This window comes from Pseudomonas sp. TE3911 (genome assembly GCF_054062775.1).
In genome coordinates this window covers 2,788,277-2,812,910 of sequence record NZ_JBSSFP010000001.1, presented here as the reverse complement: position 1 = coordinate 2,812,910, position 24,634 = coordinate 2,788,277, and the positions used below count along the sequence as shown (strand labels likewise).

Genomic DNA, 24,634 nt, shown 5'->3' with positions numbered 1-24,634 from the left:
GCCTTGCGCCGGTGTTTTTGCACCCTATCTGCATCCTGATTGCGCTCTTTTTGCATCCTTTCTGCAATCAAGTTGCATCCCTTTTGCACCCTCCCTGACGACCTACGGTCTAGCTGTCCTGTTGGTGCAAAAGGAATGAGTCGCCCCGCATCCTCCAGACACCTCGCAAACAGCTCGCCGGATAACGGCAGAAAATTACGGAACCATCTCGGCGTCCCCTTGTCCCCGCTTCCCATGTCACCCCCCACCCCCCAAATCCCTTAATTTCCTACCCCTACCGGAAGCCTCTCCAGGCCCCCGGCTGCGCCCGCTTTTTTAACGTTGGGCGCACAGCGCATCCGATTCAAACGGCAGCTGAAAACGGACTTTCTCCTCCACCGTGACTTACCAGGCAGGTTACCCCCATGCAGTTCAGCGAATTATTGGCAGCGATTTCCACCCATGCGATCCGTCTGCAACTGGAAGAGGGCGATCTGATCATCCTCGGTGACGATGAGGCGTTGGATGACCGGCTGTGGGATCAGTTGATCGCTCACAAGCCCAGCCTGCTGGCGCTGGTGGCTGAGCATGGCGGTGATTGGCTGAGCCCGGCTTACCGCATCACGCCTGAGATGTTGCCGTTGGTGAGCCTTGAGCAGACGGCCATCGACCGTATTGTCGCGGCCATCCCCGGTGGTGTGGCGAATGTGCAGGATATCTACCCGTTGGCACCGTTGCAGGAGGGCATGCTGTATCACCACCTCTCGGCCGGGCAAGGCGATCCTTACGTGCTGCATGCGCAGTTTGTGTTCGACAGCCGCACGCGCCTGCACGCTTTTGCCGAGGCGCTGCAATGGGTGATCGACCGTCACGATATTTTGCGCACGTCCATGGTCTGGGAGCGCTTGGACGAGCCGCTGCAAGTGGTGTGGCGCAAGGCGACGCTGGCGTGTGAGGAAGCGCATTTCAGCGGTGGCGATGCCCTGGCTCAACTGATCGCCCGCTACGACGCACGTACCTATCGCATGGACTTGGGTCAGGCGCCGCTGCTGCGCCTGGTGTATGCCGACGACCCAGGCAATCAGCGGGTAGCGGCGATGTTGCTGTTCCACCACACCATTCTCGACCACACCGCGCTGGATGTGGTGCGCCACGAGATCCAGTTGTACCTGGCCGGCCAGCAAGCCCAGGCCGCTGAGCCGGTGGCGTTTCGCAGCTATATCGCCCAGGTGCGCCATGGCGTCAGCGAGCAGGCCCATGAAGGGTTTTTCCGCGAGATGCTGGGGGACATTGATGAGCCGACCCTGCCGTTTGGCTTGCAGGATGTGCAGGGCGATGGCCAGGGGATCGACGAGGCGCGCATGCCTGTCGACGCTGATCTGAGCCGCCGCCTGCGCAGCCTCGCGCGGCCCTTGGGCGTCAGCGTGGCAAGCATGATGCACGTGGCGCTGGCCCGGGTATTGGGCGTGGTCTCGGGCCGTGAAGCCGTGGTGTTCGGTACCGTGATGCTCGGCCGCATGGGGGCGGGCGAGGGCGGTGAGCGGGCGTTGGGGATGTTTATCAATACCCTGCCGTTGCGGGTGGATGTGGGCGAGCAGAGCGTGCGCGCCGGGGTCAAGGCCACCCATGAGCGGCTCACCACATTGCTCAATCACGAGCATGCATCCCTCGCGCTGGCCCAGCGTTGCAGCGGGGTCGCCGCGCCGACGCCGCTGTTCAGTGCGATGCTCAACTATCGCCACAGTGCCGCGACGGATATGGCCGAGGTGATCGAGGTGGCCGAGGGCATCCAGGTGCTGGGTGCCGAGGAGCGCACTAACTATCCGCTGACGGTGAATGTGGATGACCTGGGCGAAGGCTTCGCGCTGACGGTGATGGTGGACGCCTCCATTGGCGCAACTCGGGTGGCGAGCTACCTGCACACAGCGCTCCACAGCCTGGCCGACGCCCTTGAACAGCGACCGGAGATGCCGCTGAGCGGCCTGAACATCCTGCCTGAGACCGAGCGTCATCACCTGCTGCACCATCTCAATCACACCCCCCGCGCTTACGCCGACACCGCCCTGATCCACCAGCACGTCGAAGCCCACGCCGCGGCCCACCCCGACGCCATCGCACTGCGTTTCGAGCAGCAACGCCTCACCTATCGTCAACTCAACGAACGCGCTAACCAGGTTGCCCATCGCCTGCTGGCCCAGGGCGTGCGCCCCGATGACCGCGTGGCGATCTGCGTGGAGCGCGGCCCGGAAATGATCATCGGGCTGCTGGGCATCCTCAAGGCCGGCGCGGGGTATGTGCCGATCGACCCGGCGTATCCGCTGGAACGCATCGCCTACACCCTGCACGACAGCCAACCGCTGGCGGTGCTGGTGCAGGCCAACACCCGTCACTTGGTGGGCGAACTGGCGCAGATCGACCTCAATGGCCTGCGCGGTGAATCCCTGATCAACCCGCACGTTGCGGTCAGCCCGCAGCACCTGGCCTATGTGATCTACACCTCCGGCTCCACCGGCCAGCCCAAGGGCGTGATGATCGAACACCGCCAGGTGGCGCGACTGTTCAGCGCCACTGAGCAGTGGTTCGGCTTCGACCACACCGATGTGTGGGCACTGTTTCATTCCTTCGCGTTCGACTTCTCCGTGTGGGAAATCTGGGGCGCGTTGATGCACGGCGGCCAGTTGCTGGTCGTGCCGCAATTGGTCAGCCGCTCGCCGGACGAGTGCTACACGCTGTTGTGCGAAGCGGGCGTGAGCATCCTCAACCAAACGCCAAGCGCCTTCCGCCAGTTGATTGCGGCCCAGGGCAACAGCCCCCAGGCCCACTCGCTGCGCCAGGTGATTTTCGGCGGCGAAGCCCTGGAGCCGGGCATGCTCAAGCCGTGGTACGCCCGGGCGATCAATGCTGGCACCCAACTGGTGAACATGTACGGCATCACCGAAACCACGGTGCACGTGACTTATCGAGCGCTGCACGCGGCGGATGCGCAGTTGGTGGGCGTGAGTCCGATTGGCGTGCGCATTCCCGACCTGCAACTGTATGTGCTGGACGCACAGCGCGAGCCGCTGCCATTGGGCGTGGTCGGCGAGTTGTACGTCGGTGGTGCCGGTGTGGCGCGGGGGTATCTGAACCGCGCCGAATTAACCGCCGAGCGCTTCCTGACGAACCCAACCACCGGCCAGCGCCTCTACAAAACCGGCGACCTCGGCCGCCTGTTGGCCGATGGCAGCGTGGAATACCTGGGACGTAACGACGACCAGGTAAAAATCCGTGGTTTCCGTATCGAGTTGGGCGAAATCCAGGCGCGCCTCGCCACCGCTCAAGGTGTGCGCGACGCCGTAGTCATCGCCCGTGAAGACACGCCCGGAGACCAACGCCTGGTGGCCTATGTGATCGCCGAAGGCGACATCAACGTCGCGATGCTGCGTGATCATTTGCGGCTGAGCCTGGCTGACCATATGGTGCCCAGCGCCTTCGTGTTGCTGGACACCTTCCCGCTGACCCCCAACGGCAAGCTCGACCGCAAGGCCTTGCCCGCGCCGGATGCCGACGCGTTGGCCCGACGTGATTACGAGGCGCCACGCGGCCCTGTTGAAGTAGCCATCGCGACCCTTTGGCAAGACCTGCTCAAACTTGAACGCATTGGGCGCGACGACAACTTCTTCGAACTGGGCGGTCATTCCCTGCTGGCGGTCAAGCTGATTGAGCGTATGCGCCAGGTCGACCTCAGCGCCGATGTGCGCGTGTTGTTCGGCCAACCCACTCTGGCCGCACTCGCCGCGGCGGTGGGCGGGCAACGGGAAGTGCGGGTGCCGGTCAACCAGATCCACGCAGACAGCCCCGTCATCACCCCGGACATGCTGCCGCTGATCGAACTCGAACAGGCCGCCATCGACCACATCCTGCAACAGGTGCCCGGCGGCATCGGCAATGTGCAGGACATTTACGGTCTCGCGCCGTTGCAGGCCGGCATCCTGTATCACCACCTGGCAACCACCGACGGAGATCCCTACGTGTTGCAGGTGCAGTTGGGTTTCAACGATCAAGCGGCGTTGGACGCGTTTATCCAGGCGCTGCACAGCGTGATCGAACGCAATGACATCCTGCGCACCGCGATCCTCTGGGAAGGCCTGGACGAACCGGTGCAAGTGGTCTGCCGCCAGGCGCCGTTGGCCGTAGAGCGGGTCGAAACCCCAGGCGTGGATGCCCTGGCCCACCTGCAACAGCGTTTCGACCCACGCCACTATCGCCTCGATCTGTCCCGCGCCTCGTTGATGCGCCTGGCCTACGCCGAAGCGCCGGGCGGTTTCGTCGGCATCCTGCTGCTGCACCATATCCTGCTCGATCACACCGCCCTGCACGTGCTGGTGCAGGAGATGAGCGCCAGCCTGTCCGGGCGCAGCGCGCAACTGCCTGACGCGGTGCAGTACCGCACCTACGTGGCCCAGGCGCGGCTGGGGGTGAGCCAGGCCCAGCATGAAGCGTTCTTCAGCGAGATGCTGGGCGATATCGACGAGCCGACCCTGGCCTTCGGCTTGCAGGATGTGCACGGCGACGGCAGCGGCATTGTCGAGGCGCACCTGCCGCTGGAACCGGCCCTGAGCCTGGGGCTGCGCGAACAGGCGCGGCAATTGGGCGTGAGCACCGCGAGCCTGGTGCACCTGGCCTGGGCGCATGTGCTGGGGCAAGTCTCCGGTCAGCAGGACGTGGTGTTCGGCACCGTGCTGTTGGGCCGTATGCAGGGCGGCGAGGGTGCCGACCGCGCCCTGGGGATGTTTATCAACACCTTGCCGCTGCGGGTCAGCGTCGGCGCAGTCGGCGTACAAGCCGCCGTGCGCGCCACCCACGCGCGCCTGGCGCAGTTGCTCGGGCATGAGCACGCGTCGCTGTCCCTGGCCCAGCGTTGCAGCGGGGTGCCGGGCTCATTGCCGTTGTTCAGCACGCTGCTCAACTACCGCCACAGCGCGCCGGATGAAGCGCCGGGAGACAGCCCGTTTGCGGCGTCCGGCATCCAGATCCTGAGCTCCGAGGAGCGCAGCAACTACCCGCTGGTGCTCAACGTCGATGACCTGGGCACAGGCTTCGCGCTGACCGTGCAAGGCGTAGCCACGTTGGACGTGCAGCGCGTCGGCGACTACATGCTCACTGCCTTGCGCCATCTGGTGACCGCGTTGCAACAAGCGCCGACCACGCCAGTGCAAGGCGTATCGATTGTGCCGCCTGCCGAGCGCAACCAACTGCTGGTGGAATTCAACGCCACTGCCCGCGATTACCCATCGCAACTGACCGTGCACCAACTGTTCGAAGCCCAGGCCCTGGCGCGTCCCGAAGCCGTGGCGGCGGTGCAAGGCCAGTTATCCTTGAGCTATCGCGATCTCAATCGCCGCGCCAACCGTCTGGCCCATCACCTGATCAATCAGGGCGTGCAACCGGGGGAAAGCGTGGCGATTGCGTTGCCGCGCTCCCTCGATCTGCTGATCTGCCAACTGGCGATCCTCAAGTGTGGCGCCGTGTACGTGCCCCTGGACGTGAATGCGCCGCTGGAACGCCAGGCGTTTATCGTGCAGGACAGTGGCGCGAAGCGGGTGCTCAACTCCCTGGCCGAGCTGAATCTGGACGCGCTGTCCCCGCGCAACCTCGACTTGGTACTTTCCTCCCACAGCGTGGCGTACATCCTCTACACCTCCGGTTCCACGGGTGCGCCCAAGGGCGTGCAGGTACCACACCGCGCGATCTCGCGCCTGGTGCTCAATAACGGCTACGCCGAGTTCAACCCGCAGGACCGCGTGGCCTTCGCTTCCAACCCGGCGTTCGACGCCAGCACCCTCGACGTGTGGGCGCCGTTGCTCAATGGCGGCTGCGTGGTGGTGGTCGAACAGGCAGTGCTGTTGTCCCAGGCCGCGTTTGCTGCGCTGTTGCAGGAGCAATCCGTCAGCGTGTTGTGGATGACCGCCGGGTTGTTCCACCAGTACGCCGATGCGCTGTTGCCAGTGTTCCCGCAGTTGCGTTATCTGATCGTCGGCGGCGATGTGCTCGACCCGCACGTGATCGGCCGCGTGCTCAAGCACGGCAAGCCCCGGCACTTGCTCAATGGCTATGGGCCGACGGAGGCCACTACGTTCTCCACCACCCATGAAATTACCCACCTGGGCGAGGGCGGTATTCCGATTGGCCGGCCGATGGCGAATGCCCAGGCCTATGTGCTGGATGTGCGCCAGCAACTGTTGCCATTGGGCGCGGTCGGCGAGCTGTATATCGGTGGCGCGGGCGTGGCCAAGGGGTACTTGAACCAGCCGCAACTGACCGCCGAAAAATTTATCCCGAACCCGTTTGGCGAGGGCGTGCTGTACCGCACGGGCGATCTGGCGTGCTGGCAGGCCGACGGCACCTTGCTGTACCAGGGACGCAATGACCTGCAAGTGAAGATTCGCGGGTTCCGCATCGAGCCGGGTGAAATCGAAGCCTGCCTGGGAGCCTTCGCTGGCGTGAACGACGCAGTGGTGCTGGTGCGCGAAGACGAACCCGGCGACAAGCGTCTGGTGGCGTACTACACCGCCGCCGCGCCGCTGCCAATCGAAGCGGTGCGCGCCCACCTGCAAGGCCAGTTGCCGGATTACATGGTGCCGTCGGCCTATGTCTGGCTGGCGCTGATGCCGCTTACCGCCAACGGCAAGCTGGACCGCAAAGGCCTGCCGGTGCCGGATGCAAGCGCGCTGCTCAGCCGTGGTTATGAAGCGCCGGAAGGCGAGGTGGAATGCCTGCTGGCGCAGATCTGGCAGGACCTGCTCAAGCTCGACCGTGTGGGCCGGCATGACCATTTCTTTGAGCTGGGCGGGCACTCGCTGCTGGCGGTCAGCCTGATCGAACGCATGCGTCAGGCCGGCCTGAGCGCGGATGTGCGGGTGCTGTTCAACCAGCCGAGCCTGGCGGCGCTGGCGGCGGCGGTGGGCAGTGGTCGGGAGGTTGTGGTGCCGGCCAATGGCATTCCCTCGGGCTGCACCCACATCACGCCAGCGATGCTGACCCTGGTGCAACTCGACCAAAGCGCCATCGACCGCATCATCGCCAATGTCCCCGGCGGCGCGGCAAACGTGCAGGACATCTACCCGCTGGCGCCCTTGCAGGAAGGCATCCTGTACCACCACATCAGCGCCGAGCAGGGCGACCCGTATCTGCTGCAATCACGCATGGCCTTCGACAGCCTTGAGCGGTTGCACGGTTTTATGGGCGCGCTGCAACAGGTCGCCGCCCGTCACGACATCCTGCGTACCGGCGTGGTCTGGGAAGGCCTGGACAGCCCGGTGCAGGTGGTCTGGCGTGAGGCGCAGCTGGTGGTGCAGGAGGTGAACCTTGATCCCGCCGAGGGCGACATCCTCGAACAGCTGCACGTCCGTTTCGATGCGCGGCATTACCGCCTGGATATCACCCAGGCGCCGCTGTTGCGCATGGTTTACGCCCAGGATCCAGTGAACGGGCATGTGGCAGCTATCCTGCTGTTCCACCACTTGGCGCTGGACCACACCGCCATGGACGTGGTCGGCCAGGAGATGGGCGCGTTCCTGTTCAACCACGGCCAGGACTTGCCGGCGGCCGCGCCATTTCGCAACTACGTGGCCCAGGCGCGCCTGGGTGTGAGCGTCGACGAGCATGAGCGGTTCTTCCGCGAAATGCTTGCCGACATCAATGAGCCCACCTTGCCCTTTGGCGTGCAGGACGTGCAGGGCGACGGCCGTGATATCGAAGAGGCCGAACAGGCCCTGACCATGGCGCTGGCCCAACGCGTACGTGAACAGGCGCGGCGCCTGGGCGTGAGCGCGGCAAGCCTGATGCACTTGGCTTGGGCCCAGGTGCTGGGACTGGTCTGTGGGCGTGACGACGTGGTGTTCGGCACCGTATTGATGGGCCGTATGCAGGCCGGCGACGGTGCGGATCGGGCCTTGGGGATGTTCATCAACACCTTGCCGCTGCGGGTGGACACCGCAGTCAGCGCGGTCGCCGCCGTCAAGGCCACCCATGCACGGTTGAGCGCGTTGCTCGGCCATGAACACGCGTCCCTTGCCCTGGCTCAGCGTTGCAGCGGGGTGGCGGCCTCCACGCCGCTGTTCAGCGCGTTGCTCAACTACCGTCACAGCCATCCCGGCGCCATGGCCCGCGACGGCCAAGGTATTTGGGAAGGCGTGCAGTTGCTGGGCGGTGAAGAGCGCAGCAACTACCCGCTGACCCTGAGCGTCGACGATCTGGGCGAAGGCTTCTGCCTGACCGTGCTGGCCTTGCCCCGCATCGGCGCCCAGCGCCTGTGCGAGTACATGGCCAATGCCGTTGAACACTTGGTCGATAGCCTGGAAAACACCGCGCAAACCCCGCTCAATCAGTTGCCTATTCTCCCCGCCAGCGAACGCGAAACCCTGCTGCGCGAGTTCAACGCCACGGCTGAGGATTTCCCGAGCGGCCACACCGTGCAGGGTGCCTTTGAAATCCAGGCCGACCGTCAACCTCATGCCATAGCCGTGGTGCAGGACGGCGAGTCGCTGACGTATCAGCAGCTCAACCACCGTGCCAACCAGTTGGCCCATCACCTGATCGCACAGGGTGTGCAGCCGGACGACCGCGTCGCCCTGTGCTGCCGTCGTGGGCCGCAGATGCTGGTGGGGTTGCTGGGGATTCTCAAGGCCGGCGCCGGTTATGTGCCGATTGACCCGGCGTATCCCGCCGAGCGCATTGCTTACTTATTGCAGGACAGCGCACCGGTAGCGGTGCTGGCCGAAGCGAGCACCCGCGACTTGCTGGGCGCGGTCACCAGCATCGACGTGCACGCAACCTGGCACCACCCCGTCAGCAATCCGCAACTCGCCGCCCTGACACCGGCCCACCTGGCCTATGTGATCTACACCTCGGGCTCCACCGGCCAGCCCAAGGGCGTGATGGTGGAACACCGCACCGTGGAAAACCTGGTGCATTGGCACTGTGAAGCCTTTGGCCTGCACGCCGTCAGCCACACCAGCAGCGTGGCCGGCTTTGGCTTTGATGCGATGGCCTGGGAGGTATGGCCAGCGCTGTGCGTGGGCGCCACCCTGCACCTGCCGCCGGAGGATGTGGGCAACGAAAACATCGACGAACTGCTCGCCTGGTGGCTGGCGCAGCCCTTGGACGTGAGCTTCCTGCCCACGCCGGTGGCCGAATACGCGTTCAGCCAGGACTTGCAGCACCCCACCTTGCGCATCCTGCTGATCGGCGGCGACCGCCTGCGCCAGTTCAGCCAGGAGCGACGCTTTGCGGTGATCAACAACTACGGCCCCACCGAAGCCACCGTGGTCGCCACCTCGGGCCGCGTACGTGCCGGGCAGGCGCTGCATATCGGCCGACCTATCGCCAATGCCAGCGTCTACGTGCTGGACGCGCAGTTGCGTCCGGTGCCGGTGGGGGTGGCCGGAGAACTCTATGTGGGCGGCAGCGGCGTGGCGCGGGGTTACCTCAATCGCCCGGACTTGAGCGCTGAACGCTTTCTGCAAGACCCGTTCAATGACGGGCGCATGTACCGCACCGGCGACCTGGTGCGCTGGTTGCCCGATGGCAATATCGAGTACCTGGGACGCAACGATGACCAGGTAAAAATCCGTGGCGTGCGCGTTGAACTGGGCGAAATCGAAAGCCGCCTGGCGGCACTGCAAGGCGTCGGCGACGCGGTGGTGCTGGTGCGCGAAGGCCGCTTGATCGCCTGGTTCACCGAGCAACAGCCGCTGCTGATTGAAAGCCTGCGCGAGCAACTGCAGGCGCAGTTACCGGAGGCTTTGGTGCCAGTAGCCTACGTCAAACTCGACGCGCTGCCCCTGACCGCTAACGGAAAACTCGACCGCGGTGCCTTGCCGGCACCGGATCAGGCCGCGTTGCTGACCCGTGACTACGAAGCGCCTCAGGGTGAAGTGGAAACCACCCTGGCCGCGATCTGGGCTGAGGTGTTGCAGGTTGAGCAGGTGGGTCGCCACGATCATTTCTTTGAGCTGGGCGGCCATTCGTTGCTGGCGGTCAGCCTGATCGAACGCATGCGCCAGGTCGGCCTCAGCGCCGATGTGCGCGTGCTGTTCAGCCAGCCGACCCTGGCCGCGCTGGCGGCAGCGGTGGGCAGTGGGCGCGAAGTGCAGGTGCCCGCCAACCGCATCCCGGTCGACTGCCAGCGCCTGACCCCGGACCTGTTGTCGCTGGTGGAACTCGACCAATCCACCCTTGATCAAGTGGTTGCCCAGGTGCCCGGTGGCGCTGCCAATGTGCAGGACATCTACCCGTTGGCGCCGTTGCAGGAAGGCATTCTCTACCACTACCTCACCGCCGAGCAGGGCGACCCGTATCTGCTGCAATCGCACCTGGCGTTCGACAGTGTCGAGCGCCTGCACGCCTTTGCCCAGGCGCTGCAACAGGTGATCGACCGCCACGACATCCTGCGTACCGGCGTGGTGTGGGAAGGGCTGGTGCAACCGCTGCAAGTGGTGTGGCGCAAGGCCCGGTTGCCTCTTGAACAGCTGCAGCTTGAAGGCGATGTACTGGCCGGCCTGCATCAACGTTTTGATGCACGCCGCTACCGCCTGGACATCAGCCAAGCGCCGTTGATTCGCCTGGCCTACGCCGACGATCCGGCCAACCAGCGTGTGGTTGTGGTGCTGCTCTATCACCATATCGCCCTCGACCACACCGCCTTTGACGTGGTGCTGCGGGAAATGCAGGGTTATCTGCTGGGCCATCCGGCGCCGACCGCTGCACCGATGCCGTACCGCAACTACGTGGCCCAGGCGCGCTTGGGTGTGAGTGAGCAGGAGCATGAAACGTTCTTCCGCACCCTGCTCGGCGATGTCGACGAGCCAACCCTGCCATTCGGCCTGCAAAACGTGCGCGGCGACGGTAACGCCATCGAAGAGCACCGCCTGCACTTGGACAGCGACCTCAACCGCCGCCTGCGTGCCCAGGCCCGTTTGCTGGGGGTGAGCACCGCGAGCCTGTTCCACCTGGCTTGGGGCCAAGTGCTGGCGGCCACGTCCGGGCGCCAGAGTGTGGTGTTCGGCACTGTGTTGGTGGGGCGTCTGCAAGGCGGTGAAGGGGCCGACCGTGCGCTGGGCGTGTTCATCAATACGTTGCCGCTGCGCCTGGATATCGACGGTCAGGGCGCACGCTCCGCCGTACGCGCCACGCATGCGCGGCTCACCGCTTTGCTCGGTCATGAGCACGCTTCCCTGGCCCTGGCCCAGCGTTGCAGCGGCGTGGCTGCACCTGCGCCGTTGTTCAGCTCAATGCTCAACTATCGCCATCGCGGCGGCGCCACCCGTTCCCAGGAGGCGCAACACGCCTGGGAGGGTATGCAGACCCTGGTCAACGACGGGCGCACCAACTACCCGCTGACCTTGAACGTGGATGACCTGGGTGATGGCTACGACGTGACTGCGTTGGCCCAGGTCGATGCGCAACGTGTCTGCGGGTACCTGCAAGTGGCCCTGTCCGGGCTGGTTGAGGCCCTGGAGCAGGCACCGAACCAGGCGCTCAATCGCCTGCCGATCTTGAGTTCCGAGGAGCGACACACACTGCTGGTGACGTTCAACGCCACGGAGGTCAACTACAACCTCGACCAGACCCTGCACGGGATGTTCGAAGCCCAAGTTCAGCGCACGCCGCACGCCATCGCGGTGAAGGCGGGCGAGCAGCAGCTTACCTACCAACAACTCAACGAGCGTGCCAATCGCCTGGCCCATCATCTGCGCGCGCTGGGTGTACAGCCGGATGCCCGGGTGGGGATTTGCCTGGAGCGGGGCCTGGACATGGTCGTCGGCCTGTTCGCCATCCTCAAGGCCGGTGGCGGTTATGTGCCGCTGGACCCGGCGTACCCGCTGGAGCGTATCGCCTACATGCTGCACGACAGCGCGCCGGTCGTGGTGCTGGCCCAGAACGCCACCGTAGGCTTGCTGGGCGACGTGCCGCTGCTCAATCTGGACCTGGACACCTGGCAGCATCAGCCGCTGAGCAACCCCAAGGTACCGGGCCTGACCGCCCGGCATCAGGCCTACGTGATCTACACCTCCGGCTCCACCGGCCAGCCCAAAGGCGTGATCAACGAACACGCCGGGGTGGTCAACCGGCTGCTGTGGATGCAGGACGCTTATGGCCTCAACGCCGATGACGCGGTGTTGCAGAAAACCCCGTTCAGTTTCGACGTGTCGGTATGGGAATTCTTCTGGCCGCTGTTCACCGGCGCACGCTTGGTGATGGCGCGCCCCGGCGGGCATAAAGACCCGGCGTACCTGTGTGAGGTGATCCAGGCGGAGCACATCACCACGTTGCACTTTGTGCCGTCGATGCTTGATGTGTTCCTGGCCCATGGCGATGTGAGCCAGGCGGCTGGGCTGGTGCGGGTGATGTGCAGCGGCGAAGCGCTGCCGGGCAGCCTGGTGCGCCGTTTCAAGGCGCAGTTGCCGGGGATCGGCCTGTACAACCTGTACGGCCCGACTGAAGCGGCGGTGGACGTGACCGCCTGGAACTGCGCACGCCCCGACGTGCCGGACAACACTCCCATCGGCAAGCCCATCGCCAATACGCGCATGTACGTGCTGGATGCGCAGTTGCAGCCGGTGCCGCTGGGTGTGGTCGGCGAGCTGTTTATCGGCGGTGTGCAAGTGGCGCGGGGTTACCTGAACCGCCCTGAGCTGACTGCCGAGCGCTTTCTCGACGACCCGTTCCACGAGGGTCGGATGTACCGCACCGGCGACCTTGGCCGCTACTTGCCCGACGGCACTATCGAATACCTGGGCCGCAATGACGACCAGGTCAAGATCCGTGGCCTGCGTATCGAACTGGGGGAAATCCAGGCGCGTCTGCTTGAGCACTCCCAGGTCAGCGAAGCGGCGGTGGTCGCCCGTGAAGATCGCCTCGTCGCCTACTACACCGGTACGCCAACCGAGATCGAGGCACTGCGCGCTCACCTGCTGCAACACCTGCCGGACTTTATGGTGCCCGCGCTGTTCGTGCACCTCGACGCGCTGCCCTTGAGCCCCAACGGCAAACTCGACCGCAAGGCTTTGCCAGCGCCCGGCCTGCACGCCTTGAACGTGCGTGAGTACGAAGCGCCGGAAGGCGACACCGAAATCCTGCTGGCGCAGCTGTGGGCCGAGTTGCTCAACGTGGAGCGGGTCGGGCGCCAGGATAATTTCTTTGAACTGGGCGGGCACTCGCTGCTTGCCGTGAGCTTGATCGGGCGCTTGCGCCAGGAAGGCATGGAAGCTGACGTCCGGGCGCTGTTCGAACAGCCGACCCTGGCCGGCTACGCCGCAATGACCGAACGAATGGAGATCGTCCTGTGAGCCTCTTAGAGCTGCTGGCAACCCTGAAAACCAAGGACATTCAACTGGCGCTCAAGGGCGAGCAGTTGTCGGTGCAAGGCAACAAGCAAGCGTTGAGTGACCCGGCGATCCTTGCCGCCTTGCGCGAGCATAAACCGGCGCTGATCGAGATGATTAAGGCCGGCGAGTATTCCGCCACCAAGGCCGGTGAAGTCGACGTACCGGCCAATGGCATCCCGGCCGGCGCCCAGCACATCACACCGGACATGCTGACGTTGTCCAGCCTCAGCCAGGACGAGATCGACCGCATCGTCGCCACCGTCGACGGCGGCGTGGCGAATATCCAGGACATCTACCCGCTGGCACCGTTGCAGGAAGGCATCCTGTTCCACCATGTCAGCGCCGAGCAGGGCGACCCGTACGTCATGCAATCTCAGTTCGCGTTCGACAGTCTGGCGCGCTTCGAGGCGTTCGCCCTGGCGCTGCAAGCGGTGATGGACCGCCATGACATCCTGCGCACCGGCGTGGTCTGGGATGGCCTGCAACAGCCGTCGCAAGTGGTGTGGCGCACGGCGCGCCTGCCGGTACAGGCCTTGCAACTCGACCCGGCGGATGGCGAGATCGCCGCCCAACTGCACGCCCTGTTCGATGCGCGCCACTATCGCCTCGACGTGACCCAGGCGCCGTTGCTGCGCTTGGTGCGTGCCGATGACCCGGCCAATGGGCGTATCGTCGCCACCTTGCTGTTCCACCACATGGCCCTGGACCATAGCGCCCTGGAAGTGGTGTGCCATGAAATGCAGGCGTGCCTGCTGGGGCAGGGCGCGGCGTTGGGCCAGGCGGTGCCGTTTCGCAACTATGTAGCTCAGGCACGGCTGGGCATCAGCGAGCAGGAACACGAAGGCTTCTTCCGCCAGATGCTTGGCGATATCAGCGAGCCGACCTTGCCGTTTGGCTTGCAGGATGTGCAGGGCGATGCGCGGGGCATCAGTGAGCTCAGCCTGCCCTTGGCGGCGCTATTGAGCCAGCGTTTGCGCACCCAGGCGCGGCAGTTGGGGGTAAGCGCGGCAAGCCTGTTTCACCTGGGCTGGGCGCAGGTGTTGGGAGCATTGGCCGGCAAGCAACAGGTGGTGTTCGGCACGGTGTTGATGGGCCGTATGCAAGGCAGTCATGACACGGACCGCGCCTTGGGCATCTTCATCAACACCTTGCCGTTTCGCGTGGACGTGGACGGCCAGGACGTGCGCGCCGGGGTCAAGGCCACCCATGGTCGGCTCACCACACTGCTGCGCCACGAGCATGCGGCACTGGCCCTGGCCCAGCGCTGCAGTGGGGTGATCGCGCCGACGCCGTTGTTCAGCGCGCTGCTCAACTATCGCCACAGCGCGCCCGCCGCCAGCGCCGAAGCCGTCTCGGCGTGGCAAGGCATCGCCGCCCTCAGTGCTGAAGAACGCACCAACTATCCACTGACCCTGAGCGTCGATGACCTGGGCGAAGGCTTTGGCCTGAGCCTGCTGGCCAGCACCCAGGTGGACCCGCAGCGGGTCTGCGCCTACCTGCAAACTGCCCTGGAAAACCTGGTGACGGCCCTGGAGCAGGCGCCGGACACCGCGCTCAATCAAGTGCCGGTGGTGCCCGCCGTCGAGCAGCGGTTGCTGTTGGAACAGTTCAACGCCACCCAGGCCGAGTTCCCCCAGGTCACCACCTTGCATGGGCGTATCGAAGCCCAGGCCGTTCTCACGCCGCATGCCATCGCGGCGGTGCAGCTTGAACGCTCGCTGACCTACGCTGAGCTCAACGGGCAAGCCAACCTGCTGGCCCATCACTTGCTGGCGCTGGGCGTCAAACCCGATGACCGCGTGGCCATCGTCGCCCGTCGTGGACTGGACACCCTGGCCGGGTTGCTGGCGATTCTTAAAGCCGGCGCCTGCTACGTACCGGTGGACCCGTCCCACCCGGCCGAGCGCCTCGCCTACCTGCTTAGCGACAGCGCCCCGGTAGCGGTGCTGACTCAGCACGCGTTGCTCGAACGCCTGCCCGAGCTGGACGTGCCGGTGATCAACCTGGACCGCTACACCTGGCACCACCACGCGGCGAGCAATCCCAGCGTCGCCGTGACTCCCGCGAACCTCGCCTATGTGATCTACACCTCCGGCTCCACCGGCCTGCCCAAAGGCGTGATGGTGGAACACCACACCGTGACCAACCTGGTGGATTGGCATTGCCGCGCCTTCGACCTCTGCGCGGGGCGCCACACCGCCAGCGTCGCCGGGTTCGGCTTTGATGCCATGGCCTGGGAAGTGTGGCCGGCGCTGTGTGTCGGCGCGACCCTGCACCTGCCACCGGCCCACGACGGCCCCGAAGACATCGACGCGCTGCTGGCCTGGTGGTGCGCGCAGCCGCTGGATGTGTGCTTCCTGCCGACGCCGGTGGCCGAGTACGCCTTCAGCCAGCACATCGAGCACCCGACCCTGCGCACCTTGCTGGTCGGCGGCGATCGTCTGCGGCAGTTCGGGCGGGCGCAGCGGTTTGAGCTGATCAACAACTACGGCCCTACCGAAGCCACGGTGGTCGCCACCTCTGGCAAGGTCGAGGCCGGGCAGGCGTTGCATATCGGCAAACCCATCGCCAATGCCACGGTGTACGTGCTGGACGAGCAACAACGCCCGGTGCCGCTGGGCGTGGCGGGTGAGTTGTATGTGGGCGGCAAGGGCGTGGCGCGCGGCTACCTGAACCGTCCGCAACTGACCGCCGAACGCTTCCTGGACGACCCGTTCAACGTCGGACGCATGTACCGCACCGGTGACCTGGTGCGCTGGTTGCCCGACGGCAACCTCGATTACCTGGGCCGCAATGACGATCAGGTGAAAATCCGTGGTGTGCGCATCGAACTGGGGGAAATCGAAACCCAACTCAACCAACTGCCGAGCTTGCAGGAAGTGGTGGTGCTGGTGCGTGACGAGCGGCTGGTGGCGTACTACACCGAAAACCCGCAACTTGACTCATTGGCGGTGGGCGATATCCGCGCCCATCTGGTGGCGCACCTGCCGGACTACATGGTCCCGGTCGCCTTCATGAAGCTTGACGCGCTGCCCTTGACCGCCAACGGCAAACTCGACCGCAAGGCCCTGCCAGCGCCGGATAGGGCCGCCGTGTTTACCCGCCAATACGCGACGCCCGAGGGCGAGATCGAAAGCAGCCTGGCGCAGATCTGGGCCGATGTCTTGCAGGTAGAACGCGTCGGCCGTTACGACCACTTCTTTGAACTGGGCGGGCACTCGCTGCTCGCCATGCGCATGGTGTCCCAAGTGCGCCAACGACTGGGCGTGGAGCTGTTGCTCAGCGACCTGTTTGCCAATGCCGAACTGGCCGCCGTTGCCGACGTGCTGGCCCAGGCCGGTCGCAGCACTTTGCCGGCGATCCTGCCGGCCAACCGCGATGAGCCGGTGCCGCTGTCGTTCGCCCAGCAGCGCTTGTGGTTCCTGGCGTTGATGGAAGGCGCCAACACGGCCTACAACATTCCCATCGGCTTGCGCTTGCGCGGGCAACTGCATGTGCAGGCCTTGCAACGGGCGCTGGCGCGGATCGTTGCGCGGCACGAAACCCTGCGCAGCCGCTTCGCCCAGCACGGTGACGACGCCCAGGTGCTGATCGTCGCGGCCGACGACGTACTGCCGCTGCAAGTGCAGGACTTGCGCCGCCACCCGCAACCGCAACAGGCGCTGGATGCGTTGATCCACGGCGAAGCGTCGGCGCCGTTCGACCTCGAACGCGGCCCGCTGCTGCGCGGGCGCCTGGTGGTGATGGCCGACGAGCACCATGTGCTGTTGCTGACCCTGCACCATATCGTCTCCGATGGCTGGTCCATGGGCGTGCTCACCCGCGAACTGATGGCGCTGTACCAGGCCTTCAGCCATGGGCAGCCCGACCCGTTGCCGCCACTGCCGATCCAATACGGCGACTTTGCCGTGTGGCAACGCTTGTGGCTCAGCGGCGAAGTACTTCACCGCCAGAGCCGCTATTGGCAACAGGCCCTGGCTGGTGCGCCGGCGTTGCTCAGCCTGCCCACCGACCGCCCGCGCCCGGCGCAGCAGGACTACGCCGGCAGCAGCGTGGAGATCCGTCTGGACGAGCGCCTCACCGCCGGGCTCAAGGCCTTGAGCCAACGCCATGGCAGCACGCTGTACATGACGGTAATGACCGCCTGGGCGTCCTTGCTCGCGCGGCTCTCGGGGCAGGCAGATGTGGTGATCGGCTCGCCGGTGGCCAACCGTACGCGCACTGAAGTCGAAGGCCTCATCGGCCTGTTCGTCAACACCCTGGCGGTGCGCATCGACACCTCGGGCGCGCCCACTACCGAAGCGCTGCTGGCGCGGGTCAAGGCGCTGACCTTGGCGGCCCAGGCCCATCAAGACCTGCCCTTCGAGCAAGTGGTCGAAATCACCCGGCCGGTACGCAGCCTGGCCCACAGCCCATTGTTCCAAACCCTGTTGGCCTGGCAGGACAGCAGCGCGCCGATCCTGGCCCTGGGCGACCTGGCCCTGGAAGGCATCGTGGAGAACAGCCACTTTGCCAAGTTCGACCTGTCGCTGAACCTCGGCGAAGTGCAGGGCACGATTATCGGCGCGCTGGAATACGCCGTGGCGCTGTTCGATGAAGCGACGATGCAGCGTTACGTCGGCTACTTCACCCGCGTGTTGCAGGCCATGGTCGATAACGATCAGGCGGTGTTGGAGCATGCGCCGCTGCTGGACGAGGGCGAGCGCCGGCACGTGCTGTTCGATTTCAACGCCACCCAGGTGGATTACAACCTCGACCAGACCTTGCACGGCATGTTTGAAGCCCAGGTGGCCCGCACGCCCCATGCGATTGCGCTCAAGGCTGGCGAACAGCAACTGACGTACGCCGAGCTCAACGCGCGGGCCAACCAACTCGCCCATCACTTGCTGGCGCTGGGTGTCCAGCCGGATTCGCGGGTGGCGATCTGCGTGGAGCGCGGCCTGGAGATGGTCATCGGCCTGTACGCGATCCTCAAGGCCGGCGCCGCTTATGTGCCGCTGGACCCGGCTTATCCGCTGGAGCGCATCGCCTACATGCTCAGCGACAGCGCACCCGCTGTTGTACTGATTCAGGGCGCTACTCGTGCGCTGGTGGGCGCGGTGCCGGTGGTCGATCTGGACCAACCGAGCTGGCACGCGCAATCCGTGGATAACCCCGCGGTGCAGGGCCTGAGCGCCTATGTGATCTACACCTCCGGCTCCACTGGCCAGCCCAAGGGCGTGATCAACGACCATGGCGGCGTGGTCAATCGCCTGCTGTGGATGCAGGACGAGTATGGGCTCACCGCCCAGGACCGGGTCTTGCAGAAAACCCCGTTCAGCTTTGATGTGTCGGTCTGGGAATTCTTCTGGCCGCTGTTCACCGGCGCCTGCCTGGTGATGGCGCGTCCTGGCGGGCATAAAGACCCGGCGTACCTGTGCGAGGTGATCGAGGCCGAACACATCACCACGTTGCACTTTGTGCCGTCGATGCTCGACGTGTTCCTGGCCCATGGCGACGTCAGCCAGGCGGCCGGGCTGGTGCGGGTGATGTGCAGCGGCGAAGCCTTGCCGGGCAGCCTGGTGCGCCGGTTCAAGGCGCAGTTGCCGGGGATCGGCCTGTACAACCTGTATGGCCCGACCGAAGCGGCCGTCGATGTGACGGCATGGAACTGCGCGGGCCCGGTGACGCCGGACAACACGCCCATCGGTAAGCCCATTGCCAACACCCGCATGTACCTGCTGGACGCGCAGTTGCAACCGGTGCCGCTGGGCGTGGTCGGCGAGCTGTTTATCGGCGGCGTGCAAGTGGCGCGGGGGTACCTGAACCGTGCGGAACTGACCGCCGAACGCTTTCTTCAAGATCCATTTACCAGCGGCCGCATGTACCGCACCGGCGACGTCGGCCGCTACTTGCCCGATGGGAATATTGAGTACCTGGGCCGCAACGACGATCAGGTGAAAATCCGTGGCCTGCGTATCGAACTGGGCGAGATCCAGGCGCGCCTGACCGAGTGCCCAGCAGTCAACGAGGCTGCCGTGATCGCCCGCGAAGACCGTCTGGTGGCGTACTACACCGGAGCCTTCACCGACATCGACGTGCTGCGCAGTCAGTTGCTGCATCACCTGCCTGAATTCATGGTGCCGGCGATCTTCGTTCATCTCGACGCATTGCCCCTGAGTCCCAACGGCAAACTCGACCGCAAGGCGCTGCCCGCGCCGGGCCTGGATTCGGTGGTGGTGCGCGAATACGAAGCGCCCCAGGGCGACACGGAAATCGCCCTGGCCAGCCTGTGGGCCGAGTTGCTCAAGGTGGAGCGTGTGGGCCGTCACGATAACTTCTTCGAACTGGGCGGGCATTCGTTGCTGGCGGTGAGCCTGATGGGGCGCATGCGCGGCCTTGGCTTGTCGGCGGACGTAAAAGTGCTGTTCGGTCAGCCAACCTTGTCGGCACTGGCGGCGGCGTTGGGCACTGGTCGTGAAGTGGCGGTGCCGGTCAATGGCATCGTTGACGGTTGCACCTCGATCACGCCGAGCATGTTGCCGCTGATCGCGCTGGAGCAAGTCGCCATCGACCGCCTCGTCGCCTGCATCCCCGGCGGTGCGGCGAATGTGCAGGATATCTACCCCCTGACGCCGTTGCAGGCCGGCATGCTCTATCACCACCGCGCCGTGCAGGAAGGCGATGCCTATGTGTTGCAGGCGCAGTTTGCCTTTGACAGCCGCCAACGTCTGGACGCGTTTGCCCTGGCGTTGCAGGCGGTGATCGAGCGCCACGACATCCTGCGCTCCTCGTTCCACTGGGACGGCCTGGAAGAACCGGTGCAGGTGGTCTGGCGCAAAGCGTCGCTGCGGGTTGAAACCGCGCCGCTGCCGCAACGCCTCGACCTGTCCCAAGCGCCGTTGATGCGCCTGGTGTGCAGCGAAGAAACCCCGCGTGTGGTCGCCACCTTGCTGTTCCATCACTTGGTCATGGACCACATCGCCCTGGAGATCCTGCAACACGAGATGCAGGCGTTTCTGTTGGGCACTCAACACCGCCTGGGAACGCCTGTGCCGTATCGCAACTATGTGGCGCAGATGCGCTTGGGCGCAGACGATCACGAAGGGTTTTTCCGCGAAATGCTCGGCCAGATCGACGAGCCCACGGAAGTGGCCAAGCTGGGCATCGATGAGCAGGCCCGTCTGACGATTGCTCCCGAATTAAGCCAGCGCCTGCGCACTCAGGCGCGCCAATCCGGCGTCAGCGCCGCCAGCCTGATGCACCTGGGTTGGGCCCAGGTGCTGGGCAAGGTGTCCGGCCGTGAGCAGGTGGTGTTCGGCACCGTGATGCTTGGCCGCTTGCAAGGCGGTGAAGGCGCCGAACGGGCCATGGGCGTCTTTATCAATACGTTGCCGTTGCGGGTCGACCTGGGCGAGCACTCGGTACGCCACGCCGCGCGTGCCACCCATGCGCGGCTGAGCCAACTGCTCAGCCATGAACACGCGCCGCTGGCATTGGCCCAGCGTTGCAGCGGCGTGCCGGTGACCACGCCGCTGTTCAGTGTGCTATTCAACTATCGGCACAGCGCGCCGCAGGCCGGTGCAGTCGCCGAGGCATGGCAAGGTATTGAGCTGCTCAAGGCCGAGGAACACAGCAACTACGGCCTGTCGATGAGCGTGGATGACCAGGGCGATGGCTTCACCTTGAAAGCCTCGGGGCAGGGCGCCCGGCGCCTGTGTGATTACCTGAATGTGGCCCTGGAGCAACTGGTGCAGGCGCTGGAACAGGGCAGCGATGTCGCCATCAGCCGCTTGCCGATCCTGCCCGCCGCCGAACAGCACCAACTGCGGCTAGCGTTCAATGCCAGCACCCGCGACTTCCCCCGTGAACACACCGTGCAGCGTCTGTTCGAAGCCCAGGCCCAGGCGCGTCCGGACGCATTGGCCGTGGTGCATGGCGAGCAGCGCCTGAGCTACGGCGAGCTCAATACCCGCGCCAATTGCCTGGCCCATTACCTGTTAGGACTGGGCGTAAAACCTGGCGACAACGTGGCGATCCTGCTGCCGCGTTCTGTCGCGCTGCTGGTCGGCCAACTGGCCGTGTTGAAGTGCGCGGCCGCCTATGTGCCGCTGGATATCAACGCGCCCGCCGAACGTCAGGCGTTCATGGTGCGGGACAGCGGTGCGCGCTGGTTGTTGACCCACAGCGACGCGGTGATCGAATACGCGGCGCAACGCCTGGACGTGGACACCCTGGCCCTCGATCCACAACCTAGCCATAACCCGGATTTGTCGCAGTCTTCGGACAGCGAGGCGTACATCATGTACACCTCCGGCTCCACCGGCGTTCCCAAAGGTGTACTGGTGCCCCATCGGGGCATCACGCGGTTGGTACTCAACAACGGCTATGCCGATTTCAATGCCAGCGACCGCGTGGCCTTCGCCTCCAACCCGGCGTTCGACGCCAGCACCATGGATGTATGGGGGCCACTGCTTAATGGCGGGCAAGTGCAGGTGATCGATCACGCCACCTTGCTCGACCCTGTGGCATTCGGCATGGCGTTAAAGGGCGCGACGGTGTTGTTCGTCACCACGGCGCTGTTCAACCAGTACGTGCAACTGATTCCCGACGCGTTGGCGGGTTTGCGCATCCTGCTGTGCGGCGGCGAGCGTGCCGATCCGGCGGCGTTCCGCAGCCTGTTGGCCCAGGCGCCGACGTTGCGCCTGGTGCATTGCTACGGCCCAACGGAAACCACCACCTACGCCACCACCTATGAAGTGCGCGCACTTGCCGACGACGCCGACAGCGTGCCGGTGGGGCGACCGATCTCCAACACCCAGATTTATGTGCTGGATGCGCACTTGCAGCCAGTGCCCCAGGGCGTGACCGGTGAAATCTGCATCGGTGGTGACGGCGTGGCCAAGGGGTACTTGAACCGTCCTGAACTGACCGCTGAAAAGTTTGTGCAGGATCCGTTCAACCCAGGCGCCTTGATGTACCGCACTGGCGACCTTGGCCGCTGGACGGCGCAGGGCCTGCTCGAATGCATCGGGCGCAATGACGATCAGGTGAAAATCCGTGGTTTCCGTATTGAGCTGGGAGAGATCGAAGCGCGCCTGATGACCTGCGCGGGTATTCAGGACGCGGTCGTGTTGGCCCGTGAAGACGCGCCGGGGGATAAGCGCTTGGTGGCGTATTTCACCTGGGCTGCCGAACCGGTCGGCATCGACAACGTACGTGCCCATCTTCAAGGGCAATTGCCGGACTACATGCTGCCATCGGCCTATGTGCCGCTGGACCGCTTGCCGTTGACTGCCAATGGCAAGGTCGACCGCAAAGCCTTGCCGGTGCCGGCTCTGGACGCGCTGGTCAGTCGTGATTTCGAAGCGCCGACCGACGCCCTGGAACAGACCTTGGCGCAATTATGGGGCGAGGTGCTGAAGCTGGAGCAGGTGGGCCGGCATGACAGCTTCTTTGAACTGGGCGGGCATTCGCTGTTGGCGATTCGCCTGGTCAACCTGATGGACGAAGCGGGGCTGGCAGTGAGCCTGGCTGAGTTGTTCCAGCACGCCAGCGTGGCTTCGGTAGCGACCATGCTGCGCCAGCGCACTGCTGAGCCGGTGCGCGACAGCTCGGTGATTACGGTGCGCAGCAGCGGCTCGCAAGCGCCGTTGTTCCTGGTGCATGAGTTCAGCGGCATGGACGTGTATTTCCCGGCGCTGGGCCAGCATTTACCGGGTGATTACCCGATCTATGGCCTTCCGGGTGTGGCGCTCGGCGAGGCGCATCTCAACACCCTGGAAGGCTTGGCGGCGCGCATGGTGGGCCTGATTCGCGGCTTGCAGCCCCATGGGCCGTATCGCATCGCCGGCTGGTCATTTGGCGGTGTGCTGGCCTATGAAGTGGCGATGCAGCTACTGGGGCTGGATGAACCCGTGGCGTTCCTTGGCTTGATCGACAGCTACGTGCCGCGCCTGACCGACCAGGGCAAGGCGCGTTGGAGCGGGCCAGACGCGCTCAAGCGGCATTTGCTGTTGCAGTGCCGCGCCTATTGGAACGCACAGGGAGGTGTGGATGAGCTGGCAAGGATTGAACAGTTGGACGCGCAGATTGGACAGTTGGACTTTGCAGGTGTGCTGCAACGCTGTCGCGATCAAGGTTTGCTATACGCGCAAATGGCGGCGGCTGCGGATGCGGACCTCTTGAGCTTTATCGAGCGCGAAGTCGGGCATGGGCATGCGCTGGCGCACTACAGCTTGTTTCCGCTGCCGGTGCCTGTGCACCTGTTCAGCGCTATAGAGCGGCCGACCGAGTTGTCGCGGCGCAGTGTGTCGCTGGGTTGGGATGACGCCCTGGCGCCTGGGCAGTTGCGTCAGGTTGAAGTGCCGGGTGATCACCAGAGCATGATGCAGGCGCCGCATATCCGTGCGCTGGGTGCGGCGATGACAGAGGCATTGGCAGGGTGTTCACCGGTGAGGGAAACGGCGCATCAACCGTTGCTGCGGATCCAGAGCGGACGGGCCGGGTATGCGCCGGTGTTCTGCGTGCCGGGGGCAGGGGACAGCGTCACCGGGTTTGTGGGCCTGAGCGAAGCGCTTGGACGGGACTGGCCGTTGTTTGGCTTGCAGCCGCGTGGGTTGGATGGCGAGGCGGTGCCCCACAGCCAGGTGGAAGCGGCAGCGCGCTGTTATCTGCACGCGCTGGAACATGAGTGCCCGCATGGGCCGGTGCATCTGGTCGGGCATTCGTTTGGCGGCTGGGTGGCACTGGAGATGGCGCTGCGGTTGCAGGCGGCTGGACGGGAAGTGGCGTCGTTGACGGTGATCGACAGCGAAGCGCCGGGTAGTGCGGGTCGGGCTTATACGACGACGGCGGCGTTGTTGAGGTTGATCGAGGCGATGCAGCTGGCGGCGGGGAAACCCTTGGGGATTGACCGTGAAACCTTCGCGGTTGGCGACGAAGTGGCGCAGCGCCAGAGCCTGCATGGGGGAATGGTTGGGGTGGGGTTGTTGCCGGCCCGTGCCAGTGTTGATGCGATGGCGGGACCGGCCCGGACTTATGCAGCGGCGTTGCGTACGGAGTATCGGCCGACTCAGCGATATCGCGGGGTGGTGCGGTTGGTGTTGGCGCAGGATCCGGCGTTGGATGCGGTGGGCAATCAGCGGGAGCAGGGGGGGATGATTGAGGGGTGGCGTAAGCAGGGCAGCTCTTTGGAGGTTTGGTATGGGGTGGGGAATCACTTCACATTGCTCAAGGCGCCGAATGTTCACGGGCTGGCGCGGTGGTGGTTGGACACGGCGGTGATTGGGGAGGTGGTTTCGTGA

Annotated in this window: 2 protein-coding genes; both read left to right on the top strand. The window is 64.9% G+C overall.

Translation table 11 applies throughout. The features are described 5' to 3' along the window. Positions 1 to 404: 404 nt before the first annotated feature. The gene (locus ACVWXD_RS12720) at positions 405 to 13,310 is read left to right on the top strand and encodes an amino acid adenylation domain-containing protein (protein ID WP_457371084.1); all 12,906 of its coding nucleotides are present in this window, start codon (positions 405 to 407) and stop codon (positions 13,308 to 13,310) included. Next, entirely contained in the window at positions 13,307 to 24,634 is an 11,328-nt protein-coding gene (locus ACVWXD_RS12715) for an amino acid adenylation domain-containing protein (RefSeq protein WP_457371083.1), read from the top strand. The genes ACVWXD_RS12720 and ACVWXD_RS12715 overlap by 4 nt, the downstream gene beginning before the upstream one ends.